At 53.9% G+C, this 21,383-nt stretch carries 16 protein-coding genes and 1 pseudogene; 3 read left to right on the forward strand and 14 right to left on the reverse strand.

The features are described 5' to 3' along the window. The first annotated feature begins 55 nt into the window (after positions 1-55). On the forward strand, positions 56-1,258 hold the full coding sequence (locus OM794_RS12385; protein ID WP_226249235.1) for a sensor domain-containing diguanylate cyclase: 1,203 nt from the start codon (positions 56-58) through the stop codon (positions 1,256-1,258). Positions 1,259-1,287: 29 nt separating this feature from the next. On the opposite strand, the gene sthA is transcribed toward OM794_RS12385, so the two are convergent. The 9 genes from sthA to OM794_RS12430 all read right to left on the reverse strand — a co-directional run bounded on the left by sthA (position 1,288) and on the right by OM794_RS12430 (position 11,068). Next, entirely contained in the window at positions 1,288-2,679 is a 1,392-nt protein-coding gene (gene sthA / locus OM794_RS12390) for a Si-specific NAD(P)(+) transhydrogenase (protein ID WP_226249236.1), read from the reverse strand. Between the two features lie 120 nt (positions 2,680-2,799). Further along, positions 2,800-3,054 (reverse strand): (Na+)-NQR maturation NqrM, encoded by a 255-nt coding sequence (gene nqrM, locus OM794_RS12395; RefSeq protein WP_226249237.1) that lies wholly within the window; start codon positions 3,052-3,054, stop codon positions 2,800-2,802. Positions 3,055-3,312: 258 nt separating this feature from the next. Beyond that, positions 3,313-4,545: an NADH:ubiquinone reductase (Na(+)-transporting) subunit F gene (gene nqrF / locus OM794_RS12400; protein WP_211595113.1), complete on the reverse strand. Its 1,233-nt coding sequence runs from the start codon at positions 4,543-4,545 to the stop codon at positions 3,313-3,315. Between the two features lie 72 nt (positions 4,546-4,617). Further along, a complete protein-coding gene (nqrE, locus tag OM794_RS12405) occupies positions 4,618-5,235 on the reverse strand; it encodes an NADH:ubiquinone reductase (Na(+)-transporting) subunit E (RefSeq protein WP_211595115.1) in 618 nt (205 codons plus the stop codon). A 1-nt stretch (position 5,236) separates the two neighbouring features. Next, complete coding sequence (locus OM794_RS12410; protein ID WP_211595118.1) at positions 5,237-5,905, reverse strand: NADH:ubiquinone reductase (Na(+)-transporting) subunit D; 669 nt, start codon at positions 5,903-5,905, stop codon at positions 5,237-5,239. A 2-nt stretch (positions 5,906-5,907) separates the two neighbouring features. Next, on the reverse strand, positions 5,908-6,729 hold the full coding sequence (locus OM794_RS12415; RefSeq protein ID WP_211595120.1) for a Na(+)-translocating NADH-quinone reductase subunit C: 822 nt from the start codon (positions 6,727-6,729) through the stop codon (positions 5,908-5,910). Continuing rightward, positions 6,729-7,955 carry an NADH:ubiquinone reductase (Na(+)-transporting) subunit B gene (locus OM794_RS12420; protein ID WP_226249238.1) on the reverse strand — a complete coding sequence of 409 codons (1,227 nt, stop codon included), beginning with the start codon at positions 7,953-7,955 and terminating at the stop codon, positions 6,729-6,731. The genes OM794_RS12415 and OM794_RS12420 overlap by 1 nt, the downstream gene beginning before the upstream one ends. Further along, on the reverse strand, positions 7,955-9,304 hold the full coding sequence (locus tag OM794_RS12425) for a Na(+)-translocating NADH-quinone reductase subunit A (RefSeq protein ID WP_088699932.1): 1,350 nt from the start codon (positions 9,302-9,304) through the stop codon (positions 7,955-7,957). Before OM794_RS12425 ends, OM794_RS12420 begins: the two co-directional genes overlap by 1 nt. Positions 9,305-9,613: 309 nt before the next feature. Continuing rightward, positions 9,614-11,068: a glyceraldehyde-3-phosphate dehydrogenase gene (locus tag OM794_RS12430; RefSeq protein ID WP_226249239.1), complete on the reverse strand. Its 1,455-nt coding sequence runs from the start codon at positions 11,066-11,068 to the stop codon at positions 9,614-9,616. Between the two features lie 231 nt (positions 11,069-11,299). Here OM794_RS12430 and mfd point away from each other — a divergent pair, with 231 nt between their 5' ends. Both mfd and OM794_RS12440 read left to right on the forward strand, forming a co-directional pair. Continuing rightward, on the forward strand, positions 11,300-14,749 hold the full coding sequence (gene mfd / locus OM794_RS12435; RefSeq protein WP_226249240.1) for a transcription-repair coupling factor: 3,450 nt from the start codon (positions 11,300-11,302) through the stop codon (positions 14,747-14,749). Between the two features lie 130 nt (positions 14,750-14,879). Then, a pseudogene (locus OM794_RS12440) lies at positions 14,880-16,057 on the forward strand (L,D-transpeptidase family protein). A 174-nt stretch (positions 16,058-16,231) separates the two neighbouring features. Here OM794_RS12440 and OM794_RS12445 read toward each other — a convergent pair. The 5 genes from OM794_RS12445 to topA form a co-directional block, all read right to left on the reverse strand. Continuing rightward, positions 16,232-16,495: an Lpp/OprI family alanine-zipper lipoprotein gene (locus OM794_RS12445; RefSeq protein WP_022523170.1), complete on the reverse strand. Its 264-nt coding sequence runs from the start codon at positions 16,493-16,495 to the stop codon at positions 16,232-16,234. A 230-nt stretch (positions 16,496-16,725) separates the two neighbouring features. Continuing rightward, positions 16,726-17,370, reverse strand: a complete 645-nt coding sequence (locus OM794_RS12450; RefSeq protein ID WP_211595135.1) for a L,D-transpeptidase family protein — start codon at positions 17,368-17,370, stop codon at positions 16,726-16,728. 154 nt (positions 17,371-17,524) lie between these two features. Beyond that, on the reverse strand, positions 17,525-17,989 hold the full coding sequence (locus OM794_RS12455; RefSeq protein ID WP_211595429.1) for a 2-hydroxyacyl-CoA dehydratase: 465 nt from the start codon (positions 17,987-17,989) through the stop codon (positions 17,525-17,527). Positions 17,990-18,035: 46 nt separating this feature from the next. Beyond that, positions 18,036-18,497: a DUF6586 family protein gene (locus OM794_RS12460; RefSeq protein WP_211595138.1), complete on the reverse strand. Its 462-nt coding sequence runs from the start codon at positions 18,495-18,497 to the stop codon at positions 18,036-18,038. Continuing rightward, entirely contained in the window at positions 18,494-21,121 is a 2,628-nt protein-coding gene (gene topA, locus OM794_RS12465) for a type I DNA topoisomerase (protein WP_265153769.1), read from the reverse strand. Before topA ends, OM794_RS12460 begins: the two co-directional genes overlap by 4 nt. Positions 21,122-21,383 lie beyond the last annotated feature (262 nt).

Here is a 21,383-nt window from a genome sequence, read left to right on the forward strand (position 1 = left end):
CTCAGCAGTATGCAGAGAGAGGCGGCATCACTGGCTGCTTGCTGATTATCCTGTGATGATGCGTCGCTTTCTTCGTCAGCCTGGCGGACGCTTAGCATCCATTTTTACTGCCCTCCTCTTCGCGATGTCGGCTGTGATGGGTAGCTACCTCTACAGTGCGTGCCAAAAAGCCAGTGCTGACTACACCACGCTGATGAGTGACATAGTCTTGGCCCAGCAAGCCACACCTCAGTTACGTGCCGCCCTGGAGGAAAGCAGCCGCTTACCTGACAGCGAACATATTCAATACATCGATTATTTTATTTCACTCTCCAAGCAGCATTTAAATAACATACAGCGCAGTATTGAGCGCCATCGATATCTCATCGCGGATGTTGAATATCTCAATACGCATTTCAGCGAGCTTAATAGCCGCCTTTCAAACCTAAAACAGCAAGCACAAGAAGCCCAGCAGCGCCCAGAGCTTCGTGACCCGTTACAGCGCATGGCCATTGAAGTCGGCGGCGCTCAGTCTTGGCTGTATAACCAACTGCTGGAAAAGGTTCGGGCCATATCCGTTCAACAGCGCTTAGTCATGCAGCGACTCTCGATCGCTGTAAGTGCGCTACTGGTGTTGATGGTCAGCGCTGCAATCACGCTCTGCCTGGCCGTCATTTACCTACAACATCAGCGCAACATTATGCATCGTTTAATGCTAACCGATGAGTTGACGGGGCTCTATAACCGGCGACATTTGGTTAATGTAGCCTCAGCAGCGCTCATCCAGGCACAGCGCGATCAAGTACCACTTAGCCTGCTGCTATTAGATCTTGACCACTTTAAGCAGATTAATGATAACTACGGCCACCCAACCGGCGATGAGGTGCTTCGCCAGATCAGTCAACTGCTTCGTCAGCTTAGCCGCCCTGCGGATACATTAGCGAGAATCGGTGGAGAGGAGTTCTGTTTATTGATGCCCAGCACGACGACCCATGATGCGCTACAGGCGGCGGATCGGCTACGCCGGGAGGTTGAAGTTAATACCTTTAGGGGGATCGACCTACATGCCCACCCGACCGTTAGTATCGGCGTGACGACATGCCAAAGCGGTTCGCTGTCGTTTGAACAGCTTTACTCGTTTGCCGATAAAGCGCTCTACCAGGCTAAAGCGTTGGGGCGTAACAGGGTTGAAAGCCTGCTACCCCCTGGGGAACCCCCAACCTATACCGAGGCACAAGCTTGCACTCATATTCTCATCCGCGAATCTAGCGACTCTTAAACGGCAACTATTAGAATAAACGGTAAGCATTAGAAAACCCGATTTAAACCGTTCTGAGCCGCCACGCGGTAGGCTTCTGCCATCGTGGGGTAGTTAAAGGTGGTATTTACAAAATACTTCAGCGTATTGGCAGCGCCCTCTTGCTGCATTATGGCTTGGCCGATATGCAGAATCTCGGAGGCCTGATCGCCAAAACAGTGAATGCCGAGTATTTCCAATGTGTCCTGATGGAAAAGAATTTTCAACATGCCCACGGTATCACCCGTAATCTGCGCCCTGGCGGTATCTTTAAAGAACGCTTTGCCTACCTCGTAAGGCACTTTTGCTTCCGTAAGCTCCCGTTCATTGGGCCCAAACGAGCTGATCTCGGGGATGGTATAAATCCCGGTGGGCACATCACTCACAAAGCGATACTCTTTATCGAGCAACTCATTGCACGAATTCAAACCCTGATCGTAAGCCGCGCTCGCCAAACTCGGCCAGCCAATCACATCGCCGGCTGCGTAGATATGGGAAACCGCGGTACGGTAGTGCTCATCAACGCTTAATTGACCACGCCCATTAGCCGTTAAGCCAATATTCTCAAGGCCTAAACTGTCGGTATTACCGGTTCGCCCATTGGCCCACAAAAAAGCGTCGGCGCGAATTTTCTTGCCCGACTTGAGACGCACAACGACGCCTGACTCATCGCCCTCAACACTTTCATACTCTTCGTTATGTCGAACCAACACCCCGTGCTTGCGCAAATGGTAAGAGAGCGCATCACTAATCTCGTCGTCCAGAAACGATAGCAAGCTATCTCGGTTATTAATGAGATCAACTTTGACACCCAGGCCCGAAAAGATCGATGCGTATTCACAGCCAATCACCCCGGCCCCAAAAATGATAAGGGTTCGCGGGGTATGCAAGAGGCTTAATATGGTGTCAGAGCAGTAAATACGTGGGTGGCGGAAGTTGATATCCGCTGGACGATAGGGGCGTGAACCAGTGGCAATCACAAACTTCTTAGCCACTAATTCTTCCATACCTTCCTGACGGTCACGAACCAACAGGGTATGCTCATCTTTAAAACGAGCAACACCGTGGAAAAGATCAATACGGTTACGCGCATAAAAAGTCGTGCGCATCTCTACCTGCTTATCGATGGTACCCCGCGAGCGCTCCATCACTTTGGGAAAAGAGAACCAGCGTGGCTCACCAATATCGCGGAACATACGGTTGGTGTTGAACGCCATGATCTGTTTAACCTGATGGCGCAACGCTTTGGACGGGATCGTCCCCCAGTGAGTGCAGTTACCCCCTACCTGCGCCTGCTTCTCAATAATCGCAACACGCTTGCCATGCTTGGCAGCGTTGATGGCAGCACTCTCCCCTGCAGGCCCCGTACCGATCACCACAACATCGTAATTGTGAACCGCCATACTCACTGCGTCCCCTGTTCCCCGTTAAAAAATACGCCCTTCCACACGCATGATTTACGCATAGATTCACTACAAATGGATGGGTACGTAGACCTGCATGCCTTTATCTCAACTCACGCGTTACCGGCGTGTGGCATCGTAGCCCAAATCGGCACCGCGGCTCTCGTCGCTACGGCGGCGCACGCCACCACGCTTACGATTCTCTTCTTCACAAACCTCGTCTTTGCCACCGCAAATATCGCAGCCATCTTTCATGCCGATTTGATTCAAACCACCGCATGAACCGGCAATCGGTTTGCGGCCCATAATGACGCCCACGGCCATCGCCCCCATTATCAGCGCCATAAAGCCGAGTACCAGCAGCCAAATCGTCATATCAACCTCCCAGCATCACATTGCTTAGCTTTAAATTATTGGCCTCACCTGACGACAACAGTTGTCGTGATAAGTGCCTCACGGTCATTCCTCATTACCACCATTATACCTTAGCCGAGCCTTACTTATCAGCGCAGTGATGAGTCATTAACGCTGTCTATCGTCAAGCACCCACTTGTTCGCCCATGCGTATAAAAAACAGGGCCAGCCCAAAAGGCCAGCCCCGTTTAACGTTTGCGCTCGATTTACATCAAGTGCTTAGCCACCGAAATCATCCAACAGGATATTTTCCGGCTCAACGCCCATATCAAGCAGCAGCTTGATAACCGAGGCGTTCATCATTGGCGGCCCACACATGTAGTATTCACAATCTTCAGGCGCTGGGTGATCCTTCAGATAGTTTTCGTACAGCACGTTATGGATAAAGCCTGTCGGCCCTTCCCAGTTATCTTCCGGCTGGGGATCGGATAGTGCTAAGTGCCACTCAAAGTTGGGGAACTCTTCGGCTAACTGGTCATACTCTTCGTTGTAGAAGGTTTCACGCCAGGAGCGAGCGCCGTACCAGAAGGTAATCTTACGATCAGTCTTCAAGCGCTTCAGTTGATCGAAGATGTGACTGCGCATCGGCGCCATACCCGCACCACCACCGATAAAGATCATCTCAGCATCAGTATCACGGGCAAAGAACTCGCCGAACGGCCCCATCACAGTGACCTTATCGCCCTCTTTAAGGCTGAAGACGTAAGTCGACATCAAGCCGGGGGGGTGGTCAGTGCCGGGAGGCGGCGTAGCGATACGAATATTGAACTTGAGGATACCCTTCTCATCCGGGTAATTCGCCATGGAGTAGGCGCGAATCACTTCCTCGTTGTTCTTATGGGAAATTTTGAACATATCAAATTTTTCCCAGTCACCCCGGTACTCCTCTTCAATATCAAAATCAGAGAATTTGACATCATAAGGGGGCGCAACCAGCTGGACGTAGCCACCGGCGCGGAAGGCAACTTCTTCGCCTTCAGGTAGTTTCAGGTTCAGCTCTTTGATAAAGGTGGCAACGTTGGGGTTAGCGATAACCTCGCATTCCCACTTCTTCACCCCGAAGACTTCTTCAGGCACTTCTACCTTCATGTCCTGTTTTACAGGTACCTGACAGGAGAGGCGCCAGCCCTCTTTCTTCTCACGCATGGTGAAGTGCGATTCTTCGGTCGGCAAAATAGAGCCGCCGCCCTCTTCTACCCGGCACTTACACTGAGCACAAGAACCACCGCCGCCACAGGCGGAAGAGAGAAAAATGCCGTTAGCGGCAAGCGTGTTGAGCAGCTTACCACCGGCCTGGGTCTTCAAAGTGTGTTCGGGGTCGCCGTTGACTTCAATGGTCACGTCCCCGCTACTCACAAGCTTGCTTCGCGCTGCCAGAATGATCGCCGTTAAGCTAATAACGATGACCGTGAACATGACAACACCGAGCAAGATGACTGTTGTATCAACCATGTCGGTTTCCTATTGCTGGAGGTTTTCTATTACCCAGCGGTGTTCCGCACCGCTGGGAAAAACCGGCGCCGTTTAAAGCTGAATGCCCGAGAAGGACATAAAGCCCAACGACATCAGCCCCACGGTGATGAAAGTAATGCCCAGCCCTTGCAGGCCACCCGGCACATCGCTGTACTTCAGCTTTTCACGAATACCCGCCAGGGCCGCAATGGCCAGTGCCCAACCGGTACCCGCACCAAAGCCATAGACCACGGCTTCACCGAAGTTATAGCTACGCTCTACCATAAACAGCACACCACCAAGAATGGCGCAGTTAACGGTAATCAGCGGCAGGAATACCCCTAGCGCGTTGTAAAGCGCTGGCACGTACTTATCAAGGAACATCTCCATGATTTGTACCAGCGCAGCGATAACGCCGATATAGGAGAGCAAACCAAGGAAGGACAAATCAATATTTTCAGCACCGCTGATACCAGTCCAGGTCAACGCACCTTCCTGCAGCAAGAAGGTATAGACGAGGTTGTTAACCGGTACGGTGACAGTCAGCACCACAATAACAGCGATACCCAGGCCAATCGCTGAGGAGACTTTTTTGGACACCGCCAAGAAAGTACACATCCCCAGGAAGAAGGCCAGTGCCATGTTCTCAACAAACACCGAGGCAACAAAAAGACTCAGATAATGTTCCATGTTACACGGCCTCCTTGGGCTTGGTGTTTTCCTTCATTTTGAACTCATTATCTTCTACCTGCTCGGGGTTGACGGAACGCAGAACCCAAATCAGTAGACCGATAATAAAGAACGCCGAAGGTGGCAGTAACAGCAAGCCGTTGGGAACGTACCAACCACCGTTTTGTACGGTTTGCAGGATGGTGATACCAAATACGCTACCTGCACCTAGCAGTTCACGGAAGAAACCTACCACCATGAGAACAAAGCCATAGCCCAGACCATTGCCGATACCGTCAAGAAACGACATACCCGGCGTATTGGACATCGCAAAGCCTTCAGCGCGACCCATGACGATACAGTTAGTGATGATCAAACCCACAAAGACCGAGAGCTGCTTGGACATCTCATAGGCATACGCTTTGAGAATCTGATCAACCACGATAACCAGTGAGGCAATAATCGTCATCTGCACGATGATACGAATCGAAGAAGGAATATGATTCCTGATCAACGATACGAACAGATTTGAGAATGCCGTTACGAAAATAACCGCCAACGCCATAACGAGCGATACGCTCATACTGGTGGTTACCGCAAGTGCCGAACAGATCCCCAGAATTTGCAGCGCAATGGGGTTGTTCTTGAAAATCGGCGCCGTTAAAACGCCTTTTGCATTTACGTCCGCCATGATCAGGCCCCCTCAACGTCTTCGAAGTTGGTATCGGTCTCTTCGGCGTCTTCCGGCTCCGTGCCGCTGCGGAATTTAGCCAAATAGGGACCGAATGCTTCTTCGCTCAGCCAGAATTGCAGCATATTCGTTACGCCGTTACTGGTTAGCGTAGCGCCAGATAGCGCATCGACTTCGTATTCGTCACTGGCGCCGCCTTTGGTCAGGTGAATTTCCGGTGAGAGGTCGCCCTCTTCATCGTAAATCTTCTTGCCTTCCCACTGAGCTTGCCAGCGCGGGTTGTTAACTTCAGCGCCCAGGCCAGGTGTTTCACTGTGCTCGTAATAGGTGATACTGACAATGGTATTGCCATCACCCTCTACGGCCAGGAAACCACGCATTAACCCCCAGAGCCCCTGTCCACGAATCGGTAGCACGATCTGCTCCGGATCCTCTTCATCACCAATCAGGTAAACCGTGGCATAGTTTTCGACCCGCGATAGGCCAGCAATATCGGTATCGCCAGAGAGCGTGCGCCCCGAAGCCGGGTCACGAGCGGCTTCAAAGCTGTCGTAAGTATCCGGATCATACTCATCGGAGTACTCACCCGTGTCGAGCTCAACAACCCGAGCGGTGATCTCTTCGCTAAATACCTTTTCAACGTCCATGCCGGGTTCGTAAAGCTTGGCAACGTTTAAGATATTCGTTTTACGATCCAGCTCCTGGTTAAGCTGCTGCATGGGCCGCAAAGCGACCGCTGCTGTCGAGACAATGACGGAGCACACAATACAAAGCGAGAACGCCACTATCAGGACTTTCTTGATGGAGTTGTTACCTTGTGCCATTAGGCAGTCTCCTCAGCCGGTACGCCGGTACGCTTAACGCGACGCTTAATGTTGGCCTGGACGAAGAAATGGTCAATCAACGGCGCAAACAGGTTAGCGAATAAGATCGCCAGCATGATGCCTTCCGGGAAAGCCGGGTTCACAACGCGAATCAGGACGGTCATCACACCAATCAGCGCGCCAAACAGCAGGCGACCTTGATTGGTCATCGAGGCTGAGACGGGGTCGGTGGCCATGAACACCATACCGAAGGCGAAACCGCCGATCACCAGGTGCCAGTACCATGGCATGGCAAACATCGGGTTGGTGTCAGAGCCGATCAGGTTAAACAGGGTACTGGTAACCACCATGCCCAGGAACACACCCAGCATGATTCGCCAAGAGGCAATTCCTGTCCACAGCAATACAGCCGCGCCGATAAAGATCGCCAGCGTTGAGACCTCGCCCACTGAACCGGGCATAAAGCCAAGGAAGGCATCCCACCAGCTGAAGGCATCGGTCAGCGCAGACATACCGTCCTGGAACGCCATAGAGAGTGCCGTGGCACCGGTGTAGCCATCGGCGGCTACCCACACAGAGTCACCTGAGATTTGCGCTGGGTAGGCAAAGTAAAGAAAGGCACGGCCTGTTAGCGCGGGGTTCAAGAAATTCTTACCCGTGCCACCGAAGATCTCTTTACCAATCACCACACCAAAGGTGATGCCCAGGGCAACCTGCCAAAGCGGAATAGTCGCCGGTAGAATCAAGGCAAACAGCACCGAGGTAACGAAGAAGCCTTCGTTAACTTCGTGTCCACGCTTGATAGCAAACAACACCTCCCAAAAACCACCGACCACAAAGGTGACCAGATAGATGGGGAGGAAGTAGGTGGCGCCGAGAACAAAATTAGCCCAAAGACTATTTGCATCATGTCCTGACGACAGCGTCATCATAATCGCTTCGCGCCAGCCTCCCATAGAGGCGTAGCCCGCATCGATGGCGGTGTTAGCCTGCCAGCCGGCGTTCCACATACCGAACAGCATCGCTGGGAAGGTGCACAGCCAGACGGTAATCATGATGCGCTTAAGATCGACACCATCGCGCACGTGAGCAGTGGTTTTGGCCACGCTCGGCGGTGTGTAGAAAATTGTATCGACCGCTTCAAACAGCGGATAGAACTTTTCGTACTTTCCGCCTTTGTGGAAATGCGGCTCGATATTTTGGAGTGTCTGTTGAATACCCATCATCAGGCCTCTTTCTCGATCATGGTGAGATTGTCACGCAGGATAGGGCCATATTCGTATTTGCCAGGGCAAACATACGTGCACAGCGCCAGATCCTCTTCGTCCAGCTCCAAACACCCAAGCTGCATGGCAACCTCAATGTCGCCCACGATCAGCGAACGCAGTAGCTGAGTCGGCATGATATCCAGCGGCATCACCGTCTCATAGGCACCTACCGGCACCATAGCACGCTCGGAGCCATTGGTAGATGTGGTCGGTGCATAGTTGCTCAGGCCCTTAATCTTAGAGATGTAGATGCCTAATACAGAGTGACGATTAGCACCGGGAGAGAGCCACCCCATAAAGGTGCGCTTATTGCCTTCCTCCAGCAAGCTTAGCTGATTGCTGAAGCGGCCAAGGTAGGTCAACTTACCCTCGGCGGCAAAGCCAGAGAAAACAGAGCCTGAAATTACCCGGGTGTCTTCGGGTTTGATGATTTCATTGACCAGGAGTTCATCTGTACTAGCGCCAATACGGGTACGGATCAGACGCGGATTTTCAGCACGCGGGCCACCAATGGCGACCACGCGGGTCATATCCAGTTTCCCTTCTACAAAAAACTTACCGAACGCGATAACGTCCTGATAGCCGATGTGCCACACTTTTTTATGCAGTGCGACCGGAGATAGGTAATGGATATGGGTACCGACAAGCCCGGCTGGATGAGGGCCAGCAAAGCTTTCCGCTTTAACACCGTCAACATCGCCGCCCGGAATGGAAGCATTTTCGCCCGTACATAAGAAGACGTTGCCCTCGGTCAGGCGCGCTAACACCTTGAGGCCATCTTCGAATGCCTGTGCCTGTTCATTGATGATCAGTGCAGGATCAGGGCTAAGTGGATGAGTATCCACGGCAGTTACAAAAATATCGGCCGGGGTGCTATCAATGGCCGGTGTGCGCGAGAAGGGACGGGTGCGTAAAGCAGTCCAGAGTCCCGACTCTACCAGTTGGTCGACCACGACCTGACGTTCAAGTTGCGCTAAGGCATTACGATCATGAGCAGCGAATTCGACCGCTTCCTCAGTTTCGTCGACTTTGATCACGACAGACAGTAAACGACGTTTTTCGCCACGGTTTATTGCAAGCACTTCACCGGCAGCGGGCGCGGTATAGCGCACACCATCAATTTTCTTATCGGTGAAGAGCAATTGGCCCAGTTTGACCTTATCCCCTTCCTGAACTTCCATGGTTGGCTTCATGCCAACGTAGTCAGTACCCAGGATTGCCACGTGACGCACAGGCCGCGCATCTTCAATACGCTGCTCGGGCGCTCCCGTGATGGGGAGATCCAGGCCTTTTTTGACTTCGATCATAGTCTCGCCCAGTTGTTGGATCGGATATACGAAGGTATGGGGTTCGAATGCTTATTTTCTGCTCAGCGAATTGTTATGTTCTGCTCAGATTGTTACCAGTCCGGCCCAAGCAGCACTTGAACCACCCCGAAAAATCCCTCGTATTATAAAGACAAGCGCGTCCAATGACCACATCCCTGATGACCACCAAAAGTGCTATAGACATTAATAAAAGGCTTGAAAACGGAAAAGAAAACGCCACCCGAAGGTGGCGTGGAACGTTTGCTTGGAGCGGTAGGCCTTTATGCGTGGCTTCCAATACGCTCTTAATTAGCGCGGCAGCTTTAAGAACCGCACATTAGACATCTGCTGGAGGATACGCACGACCTGGCAGCTATAACCAAACTCGTTGTCATACCACACATAAATGACCGCGTGATGACCGTTGGCGATGGTAGCTTTAGCATCCACGATACCGGCATGGCGGTTGCCCACAAAGTCCGACGACACCACTTCTGCAGAGTCAACAAAGTCAATTTGCTTCTGATAGGCCGACTCAATCGACATCCGGCGCAGATAATCGTTGAGCGCCACAGAGTCAGTCGTTTTATCCAGTGTCAGGTTGAGAATAGCCATAGAGACATTGGGAATCGGCACGCGGATAGCGTTGCCGGTCAGCTTGCCCTCGAGTTCAGGCAGCGCCTTGGATACCGCCTTGGCAGCACCTGTCTCGGTCAAGACCATGTTCAGCGCTGCACTACGGCCACGACGGTCACCTTTATGGTAGTTATCGATCAGGTTCTGGTCATTGGTGTAAGCATGCACAGTTTCCACGTGACCATTGACCACACCGTACTCATCGTTAAGTACTTTCAGCACCGGAACGATCGCATTAGTGGTACAGGACGCGGCGGAGACAATAAGGTCGCCGTCGCCGATCGACTCGTGGTTAATACCATAAACAATATTCTTGATATCGCCTTTACCTGGTGCCGTCAGCAGCGCTTTGGCAGCGCCCTTACACTTCAGGTGCTGGCCCAGGCCCTCTTCATCGCGCCAGATACCGGTATTATCAACAATCACCGCGTTATCGATATCATACTTGGTGTAGTCAATCTCACTGGGCGAATCAGCGTAAATCACCTGAATAACATTGCCGTTGACCGTCAGTGTGCGAGCCTCTGCATCGACCATGATAGTGCCGTCAAAGGGCCCATGCACAGAGTCTCGGCGCAGCAGGCTGGCACGCTTCTCAAGGTCTTTAGCGACATCGCCACGGCCTCGCACCACAATAGCGCGCAAACGCAGTAGATTACCGCCCCCAGCTTTCTCCACCATTACTCGCGCCAGCAAACGACCAATACGTCCAAAACCGTAGAGCACCACATCTTGCGGCTCCCCGGTGCTAGCGCCCGGCTGGTAACCATCAATAATCTCGTGCAGCTCTTTACGCAGGAAGGCGTCGACATCCCCACCGCCCAGATTCTTGAACATTACCGCCAGTTTCCCCACATCTACATGGGCAGGGCCAAGATTTAAAGCGACCATCCCTTTGACGATAGGGTAAGTGTCCTCAACAGAGAGCTCGGTTCCTTCTATTTTGCGCACGAAGCGGTGGTCTTTCAGAATACGAATGACCGACCGTTTAATAAGCGAACGCCCGAACATGGTGGCAACGACGTTATTCTGACGATAGAGCTGCCCTACTAACGGGATCATCTGCTCCGCCAAGGCTTCGTTGCCTTGCCATTCTTGAAAAACGTTTTCGAGCGCTTGCTGACTCACGTGCGGCCTCATCAGGTAGTGGGAACGAAGAGTGCATTATCCGGGGCAAGCTTCGGGACCGCAATGAAAGGATAGTCGCACAACATGTAGGGGTATTACATAAATGCCAATCTCACTACAAAACGCCGTTCAGAACAGATTCACCCGCTACCTTAAGCCGCGGCACTCTGACTGAAACCGGTGATCGTGTATGATCTCTTTTCCGTTTCAGCGCAAAACGATATCTTGCTTATGCCGACATTCTCACTGCTCGAACCGCCCCAGCCCCAAGGGACTCGCGATACGCTCTACTGGACATCGCCGCCGGGTAGCGCGACTGCGCTGGCACTCTCACGCGTTGCTGTTGAAGCCCCGCTATTGGTGATCACTCCCAATACGGCCAGCGCGCAGCGCCTTGAACAAGATCTCTATTTTTATAGCGATGTACCGGTACTGCCCTTCCCCGACTGGGAAACACTGCCCTACGATAGCTTTTCACCCCATCAGGATATTGTCTCGGCCCGGCTACGCACCCTGCGCCAACTGCAAGATGGCGTGCGCGGCATTGTACTGGTGCCGATCAACACGTTGATGCAGCGCCTGCCACCGGTTGAGTACATTGCCGGACGGGTGATGACGCTCAAAACCGGTGAACGTTTAAATCGCGAAGGGTTTCGTGAGTCCCTCTCCCGGGCAGGCTATCGTGCCGTTGAAACGGTTTACGAACCCGGCGAATACGCCATGCGCGGTGCGCTGATTGACCTGTTTGCCATGGGCATGGACGAACCGATCCGCATTGATCTATTCGATGATGAGATCGATACGCTGCGCCACTTCGACCCTGGCAGCCAGCGCTCGACTGACAAACTGGAATCGCTTGAGCTGCTCCCCGCTCACGAATACTCGTTAAGCCGCAGCGCCATTGCCTGCTTTCGCGAGCAGTTTGAAACCCTGTTCGACGTCGACCCGCGCCAATGTCCGCTTTACAACGACGCGTTAAAAGGCATTCCGTCACCGGGGCTTGAGCACTACCTGCCGCTGTTTTTCGAGCAGACCGCTTCGCTGTTTGACCACCTGACCGACGACACCCGGGTAGCGCTGCTGCCTGGGGTTTTTGAGGCGGCTGAGCAGCACTGGCAGTCGATCGACGCACGCTATGTCAATTTGGGCGTTGACCCCACACGACCACTGCTGCCTCCGCATCGGGCGTTTTTTCCGGTCAACGACGTGTTCTCGGCGATTAAAGCCCGCCCACGCATCGAACTTACTGAAGATAGTGAGCAGCGCCACGCGCAGCAGCCTGACGCTGCGCCGCTGCCTACTCTCTCTATCAACGCCCGCGCCAAGCAGCCTTTAGCCGAGCTGTCGGCATTTTTGCAAACCCACGCCCAAACCCGGGTGCTGTTTGTAGCGGAGTCGCGGGGTCGCCGGGAAGCGTTAGAAGAAATACTCGCACCGCTAAAGCTCTCGCTGCCCCACGCCGATAGCTTCCACGACTTTATCGCCAGCGCGCCCCCCTATGCCATTACCGAAGGCTTGGTGGACAGCGGCCTATGGCTGAACAACCCTAGCGTTGCGGTGATAAGCGAAACGGAGCTGTTTGGTGACGTGGTGCGCCAAAGCCGTCGGCGCGAAAAAGCCACGGATGATAACGAACTCGCGGTACGCCACCTGTCGGAACTGCGCGAAGGCGCGCCAGTGGTTCACCAGGCCCACGGCGTGGGCCGCTATCTAGGGCTGGAAACCTTAGAGGCCGGTGGCCAGGCGAATGAGTTCCTGGCGCTTTCCTATGCCGATGGCGCCAAGCTTTATGTACCCGTCGACAGCCTGCATATGATCTCCCGCTACAGCGGTGCCGGCGACGAACTGGCCCCGCTGCATAAACTCGGCTCGGATCAGTGGGAGAAAGCCCGCCGTAAAGCGGCTGAGAAGATTCGCGATACCGCCGCGGAGCTGCTGGATGTCTATGCCCGCCGGGAAGCCCAGCAAGGAGTGGTCTACGAAGCCCCTGGCGAAGAGTATGTTCGCTTTGCCAGCAACTTCCCGTTTGAGGAGACCGCCGACCAGCACGCGGCGATTGAAGCGGTCATCAGCGATATGACCTCCCCGCAGCCCATGGATCGTGTGGTGTGTGGCGACGTTGGCTTCGGCAAAACCGAAGTGGCCATGCGCGCCGCATTTCTGGCCGTGCAGTCTGGACGCCAGGTAGTGGTACTGGTTCCCACCACCCTGTTGGCTCGCCAGCACTTTGAGAATTTCCGTGACCGTTTTGCCGACACGGCCGTCAATATTGGCCTAATCTCCCGCTTTACCAGCGGCAAAGAGGTCACTCAGACGCTGGAAAGCATCAAGAGCGGCCAAACCGACATCGTCATTGGCACCCATAAGCTGCTCGCCAAAAGCGTTGAGCTACCCAAAATGGGTTTGCTGATTATCGATGAGGAGCACCGCTTTGGTGTCGCGCAAAAAGAGAAGCTCAAAACGCTACGCGCCGAAGTCGATATTTTGACTCTAACCGCCACTCCGATCCCGCGCACGCTCAATATGGCCATGAGCGGTATCCGCGATCTGTCGATCATTGCCACGCCACCCGCTCGGCGCCTGTCAGTCAAAACCTTTGTCCAACAGCACGACACCAGCATCATCAAGGAAGCTCTGCTGCGCGAGATACTGCGTGGGGGGCAGGTGTATGTGCTGCACAACGAAGTCAAAACCATTGAGAACAGCGCCGAAAAAATCCGCGAGTTGATTCCCGAAGCGCGAGTAGCGGTTGCCCACGGCCAACTCCCCGAGCGCAGCCTGGAACGGATCATGTCGGACTTCTATCACCGGCGCTTTAACGTGCTGGTGTGTTCGACCATCATTGAAACCGGCATTGATGTGCCCAGCGCCAACACCATTATTATCGAACGCGCTGACAAGTTTGGGCTGGCTCAACTTCACCAACTGCGGGGCCGGGTTGGGCGCAGCCATCACCAGGCTTACGCTTACCTGTTAACGCCACCGCCCAAAGCAATGACCCGTGATGCTATCAAGCGATTGGAAGCGATTAGCGCGTCCGATGATCTAGGCGCAGGCTTTACCCTGGCCAGTCACGATATGGAGATCCGTGGCGCAGGGGAACTGCTGGGGGATGAGCAGAGCGGCCAGATGGAAACCATCGGCTACACGCTCTATATGGAGATGCTGGATCGCGCCGTGAAGGCCATTCGAGCGGGCAAAACGCCCAATATCAATGCGCCCTTCAATACCGGCGTGGAAATTAGTCTCAACCTTCCTGCACTGATCCCGAGTGATTATATTCACGATGTGCAGCAACGCCTGGTGATGTACAAACGGATCGCCAATACTCAGAGCGATAGCGAGCTTAAAGAGTTACAGGTTGAGCTGATCGATCGCTTTGGCTTACTACCCAACCCGCTGAAAAACCTGATTCGCCAAACCAAGCTTCGCCACCGTGCAGAGCAGCTCGGCATCAGCAAGATCGAGGCTGGGGATAGCCGCGGCAGAGTGCTGTTTGATAGCAGTACCCAGGTGGATCCTTTAACCCTGGTGAACCTGATTCAGACGTCACCAAAGCACTACCGTTTAGATGGATCTGACACCTTACGATTTGAATTACCAATGGAAAGTGTCGACAAGCGCTTCCAGCAGCTTGAAAACCTGCTTAGCACCCTTAATCAAAAAGTAGCGGCGGCGTGACGCTTGGGGCAAACTTACCAGTAGCCATGCCCGGTTGGTCAACAGCCGCTGGCTGGCAGCCATAAACCAGCAACAGCAACTGTGGCCCCATAACGCGCAACAGCAGTGAATTAACACATTAGGAACGACCATGAACATTCGCAATACCTTTACTCTCTGGGGCCCACCAGTTTGGCCGTACTACTCGCGGCCAGCCTGGCAAGCCCTGCTTTTGCGCAATCGGCCGACGACGAGCAGGCCGAGAGCCCAGCCCAAGAGCAAGTGCAAGAACAGCAGACGCAAGAACAGTCAGAAGAGGCGACTCCAGAACAGGCTCAGCAAGTCAGCCTCGACGCCGCCGACAGTGCTACCCAAGTGGCCAGTCAAGACGAGCTGCCCCGCGGTCACTTCCGCCTCCCTGAGGAAGGCGATGTGATAGGGGAGCGCTATACCGTCGTCGTTGAAGACCCCAAGCAGACACTGATAGACATCGCCCGACGCCACAATATTGGCTATGAAGAGATTCGCATGGCCAACCCGGGTGTCAGCCTCTGGGTGCCAGGCGTAGGTACTGAGGTGGTGATTCCGGCCCAGTACATTCTGCCGCCTGCGCCGCGGGAAGGTGTTGTCGTTAACCTTTCTGAGCTGCGCCTCTACTACTATCCCGCCGATAAACCCGGCATTGTCGAAACCTACCCGGTGAGCGTTGGCCGTGAAGAGTTCGCCACCCCTGTAGGCATCACACGTACCACGGTTAAGGTTAAAGATCCCGCTTGGGCCCCACCGGCCTCCATGCGCCGTGAAGCAGCCGAACGTGGCGAGCCAGCGCCTTCCGTAGTACCACCTGGACCTGACAACCCCCTGGGCGAGCACGCGATCCTGCTGGCGATGCCAAGCTATCTCATTCATGGCACTAACCGCCCGGATGGCGTGGGCATGCGCGTTAGCCGCGGCTGCATTCGCATGTATCCGGAAGACATTAAATCGCTCTACGAACGCTTACCCAGCGGCACCCAGGTCAACCTGATGGACGCGCCGTTCAAAGCAGGCTTTGCTGCCGACGGCACGCTATTTGTGCAGTCATTCCCGCAGCTGGAAGAGAATGTAGAAGGCTTTGAGCCACTTCTTAATGCCCTTGAGCGCGTCACAGCGTTGACCGAGAGTGACGTGGAAATAGATGCCGAGCGGATTCAGCGCGCCGTAGAAGCCCCTGACGGCCAGTTTATCGCCCTCTTTGGCCCTCAGGCCCCCGAGCCAGAACCAGAACCCGTGGAGCTGATTGACGAGCTCAAGATCAGCGCCGCCACTGACGGCGAAAAAGACGCTTAACGGCAGAAGCAGGCAGCAACAAAAAACCCCGCCAAGGCGGGTTTTTGCGCAGCTAGTAAAATAATCTAATTGTTTGACGCTTACACTTACGACGCCCTGCTTTCGATATCTTAACTAACTACATCCAGCAGCTGCTGAGAGAGTCTGGTGACTCCCTCAGCAGCCCAAGCAGAATTACTTCTGCATGGAGCGCTGGAACATACGGTTCATTTCTTCACGGTTCTGCTCAGACATCTGCAGAGCGGCCTGCGCATCGCGCTGGGCTTGGTTTGCAGTGTTCATAGCTTGTGAAGCCATGCTGCGTGCTTCTGCAGCGTCAGCCTGTGCAGATTCTGCAGTCATGCGAACTTCTTCCAGCGCGCTGGTAGAAGCACAACCAGCAAGAATTGCCAGAGAAGCGGCAGCAGCAGTCATCTTCAGAGTAGTTTTCAGAGTCATAATGTTCTCCTTGAGTCGTCCTTGGGTACTACGTTAAGGGTATGACAAAAATAAGGCTAGTCACTTAAATTAGAATAAGTTCTTAGCTTAAATTTGTCTACCTGCGGTGCAGGTTCTTTTCAGTGACTGGTGCTGCGAAGCACGCAAGTCAAACGCTGTTTTATAATAGACCACAGCGGTTGTCTATAGCCACTTGTTTAAAACCTCGAACTTCCATCAACGGCGTTAGCTTAACGGATCACTACACGAGTGCCAACACCCACTAGCGCAACCAAGCGATCAATTTGCTCATTGGTAACGGCGACACACCCCTGGGTCCAGTGATAGCGACCATGAATGTCTGGGTCTGCGCTACCCAGGCCATGGATCCCAATCGCCCCACCCAGTGCGGTATCTTGCGGCGGGCGGCCGTAACGTCGATAGTAGTCGAAGTAATTATCATAGTCAGCTTGGGAATAAATTCCTTTCTCCAGCGCCATTCTAGCGTGTACAGGCGTTGGGTAATCAATGCCGATGAAAGTACGCCACTGGCTCTCGTAATTAAAACGGTTGATATGAAACTCACCCATAGGCGTCACATTATCACCGCGAACCCGCTGGGTTTTAGCCCCGGCACGGCCAAGCGACACAGGGGCAAAACGCTCCATCAGCGCATTACCCCGATAAACACTGAGAGAGGCCTCCTTATCGTCCACCAACACCCACACCTCATTACTGTGGCGCGGCACATGGGCGCGACTAAGCAGCGTTTGCACCAGGTCAGTGGATGCAGCTTGCCCAGGCTCGGTAATGACGGGTGCAGTGACAGCAGCGCTGGCAACGGCTGGGAGGCTCAGCGCCATGACTAAAAATCGACGGCGATTAACTAAAAACATGACAGCTCTCGAAACAAATTAGCCCGTGGTTGGCCGACTAGGTACATCTGGTGGCTGTTATACCTTATTCCCACATCTGCCGTTAGTAATTTCGTCATATACGCAGCTAGCGCACCCCAAAAGCCATGCCCCATAATCCACTGATAAAAACGCATTAAACGCCCTGCAACTCTTCCATACTCGCCATTATATGGCGTATTTCAGCATTATGCCCTTGAGCCAGAGCGTTGAAAAACTCCTCTTCAGGCTCAATTTTTGCACGCGAAGCGCGATGTTCGTATAGTGCTTGCAGACGCTGGTGAGCCGATGTGGCAGTTCTCATCGCATCCTCTATCGAACCGGTGATTGTTTGTTCGGCCAGGCGATCCAACTCAGGCGGCTGGGGGAAATCGCTGGAGTCATCGAACCATAACTCCAGCACCTCTGAATGATCAGAGCCCTCGCGGAAGAGATCTTCAAGGCCAGTTTTCATTTTCAGCTCGCGGCTGGCCAAGTAATTCAATGCCATCTGCAGGCGCTCATTCTCTGCCTCGTCAGCAGCTTCGCTATACTGGCGCGCCATGCGGGCATGAAAACCTGCGGCCCATTCGACTAAATCTTTCACTTGGTTATAGCGCATCATGATCTCCTTCCTTGATGACGTGGGCGATACATAACAGTAAACACTACCACTCCAGGCTAGTTTCACGCAGCGCACCTATTTCACGCTTAGCGGCCTGAAGATTCTCTAGTAACTGTTGACGCAAACCGATTTGATTCCCCACCGCAATCATAGCGGGGTTGTGTGTAGCGCGCCGCGCGGCACCTTCATCACTGTGTAGGCGCTCAAGTTGCTCCTCCAGCCAATTTAGCCAGCTTTCCGGCTGAGCGGCTAAATCGCGCAGACGCTGTAACTCGGCTAACGCAGGCCCCTCAGGGGCCAACAACACAGACCAACGATGCTCTGGCAGGCGGGCATGTTCGGTCACTTCACGCAATAGCGACTCTAACGCCAGTTCAAACAGCGCTAAAGCGCTCTCTTCCAACGCCATCTGCCGTGCGGGGGCATGCTCATCATCCCCCGCAGGCAACATTACCAGTAGCTCCGCTTGGTAAAGTAGCTGATTGGTGCGTGACCGTGCATTCACTTGCGTTTGTCCTCCACATGCCATTTACCGCCGTCAAACATCGCCTTCCAACCAGTGGCCTTGCCCTCTTCGTCCGTCATCACATACTGCTCTTTACTCTTCCGCGAGTAGCGGATTTGCGCCGGACGGCCATCGGGATCTTCGCTGGGCGCTTTGAGAATAAAGTGATACTTCTCAGGCAGCTCTTCGGCATGCGCCTTCAGCTCTTTCACTAGCGGTGGCCGCGTTTCGCGATTTTTCGGAAACTTGCTGGCTGCCAGAAACAGTCCGCTTGCTCCGTCACGTAGCACGTAGTGGTCGTCAACTTTTTGACAGGCCAGTTCCGGCATCGGGATAGGATCCATTTTTGGCGGCGCCACTTCGCCACTCTTCAACAGTTTACGAGTATTTTTACACTCACTATTGGTGCAGCCAAAATACTTACCAAAGCGGCCTGATTTCAACTGCATCTCAGAGCCGCACTTATCGCATTCGATAATCGGGCCATCGTAGCCCTTGATCTTGAATTTTCCGCTCTCCACTTCATAGCCGTCGCAATCGGGGCTGTTACCGCAGATGTGTAGCTTGCGCGTTTCGTCGAGCAGGTAATTGTCCATCGCCGTGCCGCACTTGGGGCAGCGTCGCTTGGCACGCAGCGCATCGGTTTCGGCCTCTTCCCCTGCATCTTCAGCCACCGCCTCTTCACCTGGAATCAGGTCAATGGTGGTTTTGCAGCGCTCTTTGGGCGGTAAATTGTAACCACTGCACCCCAGGAAAACCCCGGTAGACGCTGTACGAATCTGCATATGACGTCCACAGCTTGGGCAGTCGATATCCGTGGGCACCGGCTGATTAGGCCGCATGCCATCTTCGCTCTCGGCCTTCAGAAGCTCTTCCCGAAACTCACTGTAGAAGGCGTCTAGCAGCGCCTGCCAGTTACGTTCGCCTTCGGCAACTTCATCCAGGCTATCCTCCATGCGGGCGGTGAACGAAAAGTCCATCAAATCAGGGAAGGATTCTTTCAACCGCTCGGTGACGATATCGCCTAGTTTTTCAGCGTAGAAACGGCGGTTTTCGAGCTTCACATAGCCACGATCCTGAATCGTCGAGATAATCGAGGCATAAGTCGAAGGCCGACCAATGCCCTGCTTCTCAAGCTCCTTGACCAGGCTTGCTTCGGTGTAGCGTGGCGCGGGTTTGGTGAAGTGCTGCTGAGGATCGAGGGCTTCCAGCGCCATGGGCGTGCCCTTAGGCAAGTCGGGCAGGCTCTGGTCTTCATTTTTTCCACTGGGCTTCATCACCCGGGTATAACCATCAAACTTCAGCACGCGGCCTTTGGCGCGCAGCTCATAGCCATCGACCTCCACACTCAGGGTGCTGGACAGGTACTCTGCGGGGGTCATTTGGCAAGCCACAAACTGACGCCAGATCAATTCGTATAGACGCTCCGCATCGCGCTCCATACCGGCCAGGTCGGAGGCCTTTCGCTCAACGCTGGAGGGACGAATCGCTTCGTGGGCCTCTTGGGCGCTCTCTTTGCTACTGTAGCGATTAGGCGCTTCTGGCAGGTAGCGCTCGCCAAACTCTGAGCCGATATAGCTGCGCGCACTCTCAACCGCATCTTTTGACAGGTTGGTGGAGTCGGTACGCATATAGGTGATGTAACCCGCCTCGTAGAGGCGCTGGGCCATAGTCATGGTCTTTTTAACTGAAAAGCCTAATCGACCACTCGCTGCTTGCTGCAGCGTTGAGGTAATAAAGGGCGCCGTGGGTTTTGAACTAGTCGGCTTATCTTCCCGGGAGGTAATGGCCAGCTTGGCTTTGCGAAGCTGCTCAATACGCGCCAGGGTGTCTTTTTCGGAGGTGGGCTTAAAGGGTTTGCCATCCTGACGTACCAGGGCAAAACGCACCAGTTCACCCTCGGGTGAGGCCAAATCCGCGTGAACGTCCCAAAACTCTTCAGGTATAAAGGCGCGAATTTCACGCTCACGCTCGACAATCAGTCGTACCGCAACTGACTGCACACGACCCGCCGACAGCCCACGCGCCACCTTCGCCCACAATAGCGGCGAGAGCATAAAGCCCACCACACGATCCAGGAAGCGCCTGGCTTGCTGCGCCTCCACCCGCGGTATATTAAGCGCACCAGGCGCCTTGAAGGCGTCCTGAATAGCGTTTTTGGTGATTTCGTTAAACACCACTCGCTTATAGCGGTTATCGTCTCCACCAATGGTCTCGCGCAGGTGCCAGGCAATGGCTTCCCCTTCGCGATCCAAATCCGTTGCGAGATAGACAGCGTCGGCTTTCTCAGCCAGCTTTTTGAGTTCGGCAACGACTTTCTCTTTTCCGGGCAGCACCTCATAGCGGGCTTCCCAGCCGTTGTTAGGGTCGATCCCCATACGCCGAATCAATTGATCCTGGTTTTTACGCTTTTTATACGCTTCTTTCTCTTCCGCCGACATCTTGCGTGTCGCTGCGGCCTGGCGTGCGCGCTCCTTGGGGTCGGAGGCTGCCTTACCTGAGCCGCTGGTCGGCAGGTCACGAATGTGACCCACGCTCGACTTCACGATGAAATCGTTGCCGAGATATTTGTTAATCGTCTTCGCTTTCGCTGGCGACTCGACGATGACCAGTGACTTGCCCATAGTGCTCCACTTTCCTAATGCACGGGCTGTCTAGCGCGTGCTCTGAATTCGGTGCCGTATCGCCGGGACGAAACCGCCCATAAAACAAGATACGGATGAAAAAAATGCGCCTACCCTACCCCAGCCCTTGGTGAAGCGCCAGTAGCAACCAAGCCGCAGGGGGAATCCGGAGTTTTAAGACGTAGTTTCTCGACATACTTTTAAACGCGCTTCTAAAGACATCGTTTTAGACAAAGAGTAGCTAGACACTAGACTGCCACCG

The sequence above is a fragment of the Halomonas sp. BDJS001 genome (genome assembly GCF_026104355.1).
GTDB lineage: Bacteria > Pseudomonadota > Gammaproteobacteria > Pseudomonadales > Halomonadaceae > Vreelandella.

What these genes read in the sequence shown, in the direction of transcription:
- nqrF (WP_211595113.1), bottom strand. Translation starts at nt 4,545, where the DNA reads ATGGTTGATACAACAGTCATCTTGCTCGGTGTTGTCATGTTCACGGTC.
- nqrM (WP_226249237.1), bottom strand. Translation starts at nt 3,054, where the DNA reads ATGACGATTTGGCTGCTGGTACTCGGCTTTATGGCGCTGATAATGGGG.
- OM794_RS12410 (WP_211595118.1), bottom strand. Translation starts at nt 5,905, where the DNA reads ATGGCGGACGTAAATGCAAAAGGCGTTTTAACGGCGCCGATTTTCAAG.
- nqrE (WP_211595115.1), bottom strand. Translation starts at nt 5,235, where the DNA reads ATGGAACATTATCTGAGTCTTTTTGTTGCCTCGGTGTTTGTTGAGAAC.
- mfd (WP_226249240.1), top strand. Translation starts at nt 11,300, where the DNA reads ATGCCGACATTCTCACTGCTCGAACCGCCCCAGCCCCAAGGGACTCGC.
- sthA (WP_226249236.1), bottom strand. Translation starts at nt 2,679, where the DNA reads ATGGCGGTTCACAATTACGATGTTGTGGTGATCGGTACGGGGCCTGCA.
- topA (WP_265153769.1), bottom strand. Translation starts at nt 21,121, where the DNA reads ATGGGCAAGTCACTGGTCATCGTCGAGTCGCCAGCGAAAGCGAAGACG.
- OM794_RS12385 (WP_226249235.1), top strand. Translation starts at nt 56, where the DNA reads ATGATGCGTCGCTTTCTTCGTCAGCCTGGCGGACGCTTAGCATCCATT.
- OM794_RS12445 (WP_022523170.1), bottom strand. Translation starts at nt 16,495, where the DNA reads ATGACTCTGAAAACTACTCTGAAGATGACTGCTGCTGCCGCTTCTCTG.
- OM794_RS12425 (WP_088699932.1), bottom strand. Translation starts at nt 9,304, where the DNA reads ATGATCGAAGTCAAAAAAGGCCTGGATCTCCCCATCACGGGAGCGCCC.
- OM794_RS12420 (WP_226249238.1), bottom strand. Translation starts at nt 7,955, where the DNA reads ATGATGGGTATTCAACAGACACTCCAAAATATCGAGCCGCATTTCCAC.
- OM794_RS12450 (WP_211595135.1), bottom strand. Translation starts at nt 17,370, where the DNA reads ATGTTTTTAGTTAATCGCCGTCGATTTTTAGTCATGGCGCTGAGCCTC.
- OM794_RS12455 (WP_211595429.1), bottom strand. Translation starts at nt 17,989, where the DNA reads ATGCGCTATAACCAAGTGAAAGATTTAGTCGAATGGGCCGCAGGTTTT.
- OM794_RS12415 (WP_211595120.1), bottom strand. Translation starts at nt 6,729, where the DNA reads ATGGCACAAGGTAACAACTCCATCAAGAAAGTCCTGATAGTGGCGTTC.